5 protein-coding genes are annotated in these 7,955 nt (G+C 66.2%); 1 reads left to right on the forward strand and 4 read right to left on the reverse strand.

Features of this window, described 5'->3' with window-relative positions; translation table 11 throughout:
• Positions 1-5 precede the first annotated feature (5 nt).
• Genes ACIRRA_RS21865 through ACIRRA_RS21875 form a run of 3 tightly spaced genes read right to left on the reverse strand, consistent with a single transcriptional unit; the run spans position 6 to position 5,412 of the window.
• A complete protein-coding gene (locus tag ACIRRA_RS21865; protein ID WP_402770831.1) occupies positions 6-3,242 on the reverse strand; it encodes a thiamine pyrophosphate-dependent enzyme in 3,237 nt (1,078 codons plus the stop codon).
• Positions 3,230-4,330: an aminotransferase class I/II-fold pyridoxal phosphate-dependent enzyme gene (locus tag ACIRRA_RS21870; RefSeq protein WP_402770834.1), complete on the reverse strand. Its 1,101-nt coding sequence runs from the start codon at positions 4,328-4,330 to the stop codon at positions 3,230-3,232. The genes ACIRRA_RS21865 and ACIRRA_RS21870 overlap by 13 nt, the downstream gene beginning before the upstream one ends.
• Entirely contained in the window at positions 4,330-5,412 is a 1,083-nt protein-coding gene (locus ACIRRA_RS21875) for a UbiA family prenyltransferase (RefSeq protein WP_402770837.1), read from the reverse strand. The genes ACIRRA_RS21870 and ACIRRA_RS21875 overlap by 1 nt, the downstream gene beginning before the upstream one ends.
• A 265-nt stretch (positions 5,413-5,677) precedes the next feature.
• On the opposite strand from ACIRRA_RS21875, the gene ACIRRA_RS21880 reads away from it, so the two are divergent.
• Positions 5,678-6,538, forward strand: coding sequence for a haloalkane dehalogenase (locus ACIRRA_RS21880; RefSeq protein ID WP_402770840.1), 861 nt, complete (start codon positions 5,678-5,680; stop codon positions 6,536-6,538).
• 91 nt (positions 6,539-6,629) lie between these two features.
• Here the strand turns inward: ACIRRA_RS21880 and ACIRRA_RS21885 are convergent.
• Positions 6,630-7,955: (Fe-S)-binding protein (locus ACIRRA_RS21885; RefSeq protein WP_402770843.1), on the reverse strand; the 1,326-nt coding region annotated here is incomplete at its 5' end.

The raw sequence follows: 7,955 nt of genomic DNA on the forward strand, positions 1-7,955 counted from the left end.
ACCATTCAGATCCCTCCTCTCCGATTGATTACGTCGTTGATTACGTCGGCGCCGACCGCCTTCACCATCGACCAGGCGCCGGATCTCGCGGCCTTGCCGTCCCGGATCCAGCCCGACAGCAGTCCCACCACCTGACGGATGTGGATGCGCCCGGCCAGCGCGGGAGCCTCCACCGCGGGAATGCGCGCGTCGATGAGCGTCGGACCGTCGGTGTGCAGCGCTGCGCGGAAGGCGTTCCCGAACTCCTCGGAGCTCCGCGCCGTCACGGCGGTGAGCCCGCAGTGCCGCGCGAAGCTCGCGAAATCGACGGGTGCGAATTCCGAGGACGTATCGGGCCAGCCCATGATCCAGCTCTCGAACTTGATGGCCGCGAGCGCGCCATTGTTGAAGACGACGATCACCGTCGTCGACTCGGCCTTCGCGGCATTGCGCAACTCGGCCAGCGTGATGCCGATCCCGCCGTCGCCGACGATCGCCACCGAGATTTCCTTCGGATTCCGTACGGCGACATCGACTGCCGCGGGCACCGCGAATCCCATGGTGGCGAACGATGCGGTCCACAGGTATCTGGATGCCGACCGCACATAGCGGTAGGCCCACAGCGTGTTGATGCCGACGTCGACGCTCAAGGTCGATGGGCGCTCGGCTCGCGCGAGCTCGTAATCGATGATCTGCGCGGCCGTCACAGCCAGCAGTTGCCGCTTGCCCTCCCGCGGCGCGGTGCGCTCCGCCGTGCCGTGTTCGAACGTATTCGCCAGGGCGACCGGATCATTCGAGGATCCGATCAGCTCCTCCAGCACCTCGCGGGCATCGCCGAGCAAACCGATCGAATCCGGTGGGAGGCGCAGAAAGGTCAGCGGATCGGCGTTGACGGAGATCACCGGACCGTCCCCGGCGAGCTCGAATGCGGAGCCGCGCCAGGACACCCCCACCAGAATCACCAGCTGGCTCTGCCGAATGTTCTGCATCGCCTCGTCATGGCCGGAGGTCCCGACCAGACCGGCGCAGTGGTCGCCCACGACATTCGCGGCCAACGCGCCCATCGTGCAGTAGAGCGGAGCGCCCGTGCGTGACGCCAACTCGATGAGTTCACGCCGCGCGCCCGCCGCACCGCGACCGACGATGATCGAGACGTTCTCGGCCGCCGCGAGGAGTTCCGCCGCCCGGGCGATCTCCTGCGGTGCGGCCATCGTGCTACCGGGAAGGCCGATCAATGACGTCGGAATGTCCAGTCCGCCAGCGGCGTCCACGAGCGCCGCACTGTCGCCCGCCAGCAGTGCCGAGTGGGAGACATGGATGTGCGTCACCCCCTTGCCCCCGCCCGCGACGGTCAGCAGCGCGTCTTGCAGGCGCGTCGAATCCTTCGCGGTGCCGTCCAGCACTACCGATATCGCCGAGATCTCCCCCAATACCTCCGTCGGGTCCAGGAACCAGCGGTCGACCTCGAAGGAGATCAGCAGCACCGAGGCGCTGTCGAACGAGGCGTCGTACAGGCCGTTCAACTGCCCGAGAAGCTCTGCGGGAGAGGTCACTACGGCACACGACGCCATCCCCACGGACTTGAAGGCCGCGGTCGCACGCATCGCCGCGGCTTGGGTATCGGCGACGACATGCACGTCGAGACCCGGTCGTGGATCACCGGCCAGGCCGAGCCGCGCGCAGCTGGTTCTCGACAGATACACCGAGTCGATCCCACGGCCCGCGATCGCCTCGAGCAGATCGCCCGCGAACTCGACGACATCGGCGCGGGGCATCGGATCCCGCAGTGCCGCTGCCACTTCCAGTGCGGAGGTCAGGATCAGCGACGGCCCGTCCGCATTCGCCGCCGCTGCCAGCTTCGATTCGAGCTCGCCGGCGTCGGCAGCCCAGAACACCTGGATTCCGAAGGCCCGGGCCAGATCCCGGATCGTCGCACCGGATTCCGCACGGCAGATCACCGTGACGGGAACCGTGTAGCGCGCGGCCGTGGACAGCTCGGCGATGTACTGGTCGAGAGAGGCGAGTTCGGTCAGCGCGTAGCACCGATCGTCGGCCGCCAACGCGAGTCCGATCGACATCGGCAGCGCCGAACCCTCGGCCGCCAGATTCCACGCACTGTGGACCTCCGCGTGCGAACTCAGATATCTGCGCGCGAGCCGCTGTATCGGCCCGGGGTCGACGGCGACCGAGGTACCCGAAAGCCGTTGCGCGAGAACCGCCCATCCGCCGGACACCTGTTCGTCGCGCGGGGTTTCGGACGAGTGCTCCGGTGTGCCCCGGCGGCTCGACACCGCGGAGGTCAGGGAGTCCAGAATCGCGGGAATATCGCCCGCGATTCCGATCCGCTGACATCCGGTATCGAACCCGGATGTCGCGAGATCGGTGACTTCGATGAGGATCTCGGCCGCGGGGAAGTACCGCTGCACGCCGACGGTCGGCCTACCGATCAGCAATACCGTGTCGTCGGCCGCCGACAGGGGTTCGTCATCGACGGGAGCGACCAGTGCCTCCGGGATTCCGGACTCGGGCAGGGCCCGCAGCGGAGCGCCGAGCGCCTGTGCGAGAACGCGGGCACGATCGACGGATTCCCTACTGCCGGAACCCAGGACGATCGATGTCGGGTTCGCGCAGAGATAGTCGGCCAGATCGTCGACACGTTTCTTGTCGACCTTCGTGGCGCCGCGCCGGTCCAATCGGTACGGGCTCGGCTGTTCGCGCTCGCCGACCGGTGCGTTCAGCAGGTCCGAGGGAACGGCGACGTGCGCCGAGGTCTGCTCGAGGCGTACCGCCAGCACGATCTGATCGAACACGCCTATCTGGTCGGCCGACATGATGTCGGTCGACCGCCAGGTGCCGTCCCGGAACAGCCGCGCGGAATCGATCTCCTGAAACGACTGCGTCCCAACATCGCCCAGGTGGACCTGTCCGGAGATCGCGAGCACCGGCACGCGGTCGTAGAGCCCCTCGTATACGCCGGGCAGCAAATGCGTCGCGCCGGGACCGGCCGTGCCGAAGCACACCCCGACGGTGCCCGACCCGCGGGCGTAGCCGACGGCCATCCAGGAGGCCGCGCTCTCGTGGCGAACCGCGATCAATCCGATCTCGTCACGTCGCCCGACCGCGTCGACCAGGCAGTTCACCGACTCCGCGGGCATTCCGAACAGGTAGCGCACATCGTTTCGGACCAATCGATCCACCAGGGCGTCCGCGAAGCGCGGACGGCCCAGCAGATCGGCCCCCAGGTGTGGATTCATCTGTGGCATGCGCTTGCCTCCATTCGGCTGCCGTATCCGTCCGCGAAGACTTCGACGACGTGGTCCAGGTGTTCCGGTGCGGGCACGGTGATTCGGACGCCGAGGTCGCGATATTCCCGGACCGCGATCCCCGACCGGGCGAAGCGGTCGACGAGCGGCGCCGGATGCCGCATCGGCACCCAGAGGAAATTGCCGCGCGATTCGGGCACGGTGAGTCCGCGTTCGCGAATCGACGCGCTGAATGCCGCTCGGCAGTGGACGACCGAATCGACCTGCCCGGCGAGCTCATCGCTGACCTCCAGCGCCGCCACCGCCGCGGCGACCGCCAGCCGATTCACGCCGAAAGGCACCGCGGCAGTGCGACATGCGCCGATCAACTCGCTGTTGCCGACCGCGTATCCGACGCGCAGGCCCGCCAGCCCATAGGCTTTCGAGAAGGTCCGCAGGACAATGAGATTCCGGTGCGAGCGAGCCAGCCGGAACATCGCCGAAGGATCGGCGGTGCGGTCGAAGTCGATATACGCCTCGTCCACCACCACGACCGTGTGCCGCGGAACCACCGCGAGGACCATCTCGATCTCATCGGGACCCACCGGCTCACCCGTCGGGTTGTGGGGCGAGCAGATCAGGATCGCCGCCGCGTCGTCCCCGGCCGCCGCCACCATCGCATCCAGCGGCTGCCATCGAAACTCCGTGCCCGACACCGGTATCGCCGTACCGCCCGCGTCCACCACGACTCGCTCGTAGGCGTCGAAGGCCGGAACCGCGAAGACGACTCGGCCGTCGTCCCCGGCAACTCGGCGCAGGACGTAGCCGAGCACGCCGACGCTGCCCGGTCCGACGATCACCTGATCGGGGCCGCAGCCCACGAAATCGGCAATGGCCGTCCGCAGCGCTCCATACGACGCCGCCGGATAGTCCGCCGCGCGGTCCACCTCCGCCTCTATCGCCTTGCGGACGCTCGGCAATGGAGCGAAGGGCAGCGCATTGTTCGAGAGGTCCAGCGCGACAGCCGAATAATCATCCCCCTCCTCCGCGCGGTACTCGTTCCACACGGCGCCCGCGCGCGCCTTCATCAGCCTTTCCACCGCATCCATTACGCGACGTCCTTCTTTCTGCGGGTATCGAGCTTCAACGCATCCATCAGGAAAATGATGATCAGCGAACCGATTACGATGCTGACCGAAGAAACGGACGGATCCACCAGCAGGATCCAGGTCGACAGATATCCCGTCGACACCACCATGTCGGCACGAAGCATATTGTTCGCCGATTGGCTGTCATCGCGCAGAATCATCCGGGCGCACTGCACGCAAACAATCGGAAACCACAGCAGGGTCAGCAGATACTTCTCCGCGAATTGTCCACTGGCGACCAGGAACAGCGGGCCCGAGTAGACGACGATCGTCCCGGCCGCGGCGACGATCGCCGCACGCAGCCGGGTCCGGCTCAGGGTCGCCGAGGTGACCAGACCGGCATTTCGATCGCCGTAATAATCGGGCAGGTTCTTCACCAGACCCTTGGCCGCGAACCAGGCGAACAGATAGACGGCCATGAGGATGAACGGCCAGTTTCCGAGCACCGCCGGTCCGTGCTTCGAGACGGCGGGAGCCATCAGGAACGGAAAGGCGACGTCCAGGGCGAAGAGGGCGATCGACAAGATCGGCCTCGCCTTCACCCGGAAGGGCGGCAAGGAGTACTGGTGTGCGATGACGACGCAGATCGCAGTCATCCCAAGGAAAATGGGGCCCACCAGCGCCGCCAGCGCCAGCATGAGCAGGCACACGGCATAGGCGCTCCGCAACAGCCGCCGTCGGCCGTAGAGACCGAGCAGATACAGACGGGCCGGCAGGTTCTCATTGTCCTCCGCGACATCGGAGTAGCCGTTGAACAGGTTGGCCACCGCGCTGTACAGGAAGGTGATCGCGAAGCCGATCAGCACGTCGAGGTCGATCGACAGGCCGAGCATTTTGATGGACAGGCAGAAGGCCAGCATTCCCGGTAGGCAGGTACGCGGGCGTGCGAAGGAAAGGAACAGCTCGAGTCGTCCCCGGATCCCCGCCGTCAATCCCTCGGACGAATTCACCCAATCGATTCGCTCCGCCGCCGACTTGTCAAGAAATTCTTCCAGTGTCGGTATAGAAATAGTTACAGCCACGATAAACAGCTCACTCGTCATGCGCAGTTGAGAACATTGGCCGCTCCGGACCCCAACTCCTGAAACGGAAACCATTGCCACCCGGCATACACCCGACCGATGCCTATACGGTGTATTACGATTCCACTGACGTGAGCATACAGCGAAATCCGGTGTCACCCAAGGGTGTCCAACCGCTGCCTTCATCAGTTGGACGGGCCGTTGTACAACCAAAACTGCTGGCAATTCACATGATTGCGTGTAACCGGGTATATCAGAGGTTGTCTCGTAACGCAGAGAGGTTCCCATGCTGATCGACTTCGTTCCCGACAAGAACCTGTACCCCTTCGAGTCCCGCTGGTTCGACTCCTCAGCGGGTCGGGTTCACTACACAGACGAGGGGGCCGGGCCGACAATCCTGTTCTGCCACGGTGTTCCGACGTGGAGCTTCCTCTACCGCCACGTCGTGCGGGAACTGCGGAACCGGTACCGCTGTATCGTCGTCGACTACCTGGGCTTCGGATTGTCCGAGCGCCCAGACGGTTTCGGTTATACGGTGGCCGAGCACATATCGATCCTCGGCGAGCTCATCGATCACCTGCGGCTCGAGGACTTCGTGGTGATGGGTCACGATTGGGGCGGCCCCATCGGCCTGGGCGCGGTCATCACACGCGCGGATCGGCTGCGCGGAATAGTGTTGGGCAACACCACGTTCTGGCCGCCCGAGGCCGTGGCGAATCAGGCATTCAGCAGGCTCATCCGCACCCCCTTCATGCAGCGGCAGGTGCTCGAGAAGAACTTCCTCGTCGAGCGCGTGCTGCTCGGCGAGCTGGGGCGCAAGCTCAGTGCCGCCGAGATCGACCACTATCGTGCGGTACAGCCCACCCCCGCGGCCCGTCGCGGACTCGGCGTGATCGCCAAGCAGATTCGTGACGCGCGTCCGCTCCTCGAGCAGCTCTCCCGCGACGTCTCCGCCATACTCGCCGACAAGCCGACGCTGCTGGTGTGGGGAATGCGGGACATGGTGTACCGCCCCAAGGCCCACATCCCCCGAATGCGTGAGACATTCACCGATCTCGAAGTGGTCGAACTGCCCCGCGCACAGCAGTTCATCCAGGAGCACGCACCGGATGAGATCGCGACCGCCATCGCGAAGCGGTTCCCCTGAGCCGGGTCACGAAAACGACGTGGGCGGCGCTACCACTCGGTAGCGCCGCCCACGTCGATCCGGTTCCGCTGCTCGCCCTTTCGGCCCGAACCTAGCTCTTATTGCCCGGGGCCTTCATGCCCGACTTGAAGCCGAGGCCACCCGGCTTGGCGGCGGGCGGCGTGGCGGAGCCATTGGACTCCGACGTGCCGTTGCCCTCCGACGTGCCGTTGCTTTCCGAAGCGGCCGGGGCGGACTCGGCGGCCGGAGCCTCGGGAGCCGAATCGGCCGGGGCGGCAGGCGATTCCGGAGCCGGGGTGGCGGCAGGGGCCGCAGCGCCGGGAGCCTTCGGTCCGGGACGCTTGAGACCCGACTTCATGGCCAGCCCCTTGGGCGCGATGGATGGCTTGGCCTCGGCGGCGGGGGCCGACGCAGCGCCAGCCTCGGCGGTCGGGGCGGCGGCTTCCGCCGGAGCCTCGGCCGGCGCGGCCTCGGCGGGCTTGGCACCCGGAGCCTTGGCGGCACCCTTCATGGCCAGCCCACCCGGCTTGGCGGCCGGAGTCGCCGCAGCCTCGGTGGCTTCGGCCTCGGCGGGAACCGCAGCGGCGGAAGCGGTTTCGGCCTTCGCTCCCGGAGCCTTGGCGGCACCCTTCATGGCCAGGCCCTTGCCGCCGGGAGCCTTCGCGCCGCCCTTCATACCCAGACCACCACCGGTCGGAACGGCCTTCGGCGCGGCCTCGGCCACAGCCTCGGCAGCCGCGGCCTGGACCGGCTCGGGCTCGGGCTCTTCGACCTTCGGCTGCTGGACGACCTTCAGGTTCTCGGTCAGGGTCGCGGCCTCGACACGGTCGATGGACTGCAACATCAGCTGGGCGACGTCGACGACCTCGACGCCCTGGCCGACCTGGCCGCCATCCTTGCGGGCGGTGACACCGTCGGTGAGCATGACCCGGCAGAACGGGCACCCGGTCGCGATCATCGACGGCTCGTTGCCACCCTTGAGAGTGTCCAATGCTTCGTCGACGCGGTCGATGTTGATGCGCTTACCGAGCTGCTCTTCCATCCACATCCGCGCACCACCCGCACCACAGCACATCGAACGCTCACCGTGGCGTGGCATCTCGACCAGCGTCGAACCCGAAGCCTCCATCAGCTCACGCGGCGCGTTGTAGATCTTGTTGTGCCGACCCAGATAACACGGGTCGTGGTAGGTCACGTTCTGCGCCACCGGCGACACCGGCACCAACGCCTTGCCACGCACCAGACGGTTGAGCAACTGGGTGTGATGCACCACCTCATAGCTGCCACCCACCTGCGGGTACTCGTTGTTGAGCGCATTGAAGCAATGCGCACACGTCACAACGATCTTCTTCCTGGCCTGCTCCACACCCTCGAACACCGAATTCAGCAACTCGATGTTCTGCATCGCCAACTGCTG

Source organism: Nocardia sp. NPDC101769, from assembly GCF_044766925.1.
GTDB lineage: Bacteria > Actinomycetota > Actinomycetes > Mycobacteriales > Mycobacteriaceae > Nocardia.

Coding starts and splice junctions, on each gene's coding strand:
- ACIRRA_RS21865 (WP_402770831.1), bottom strand. CDS start 3,242: ATGCCACAGATGAATCCACACCTGGGGGCCGATCTGCTGGGCCGTCCG.
- ACIRRA_RS21870 (WP_402770834.1), bottom strand. CDS start 4,330: ATGGATGCGGTGGAAAGGCTGATGAAGGCGCGCGCGGGCGCCGTGTGG.
- ACIRRA_RS21875 (WP_402770837.1), bottom strand. CDS start 5,412: ATGACGAGTGAGCTGTTTATCGTGGCTGTAACTATTTCTATACCGACA.
- ACIRRA_RS21880 (WP_402770840.1), top strand. CDS start 5,678: ATGCTGATCGACTTCGTTCCCGACAAGAACCTGTACCCCTTCGAGTCC.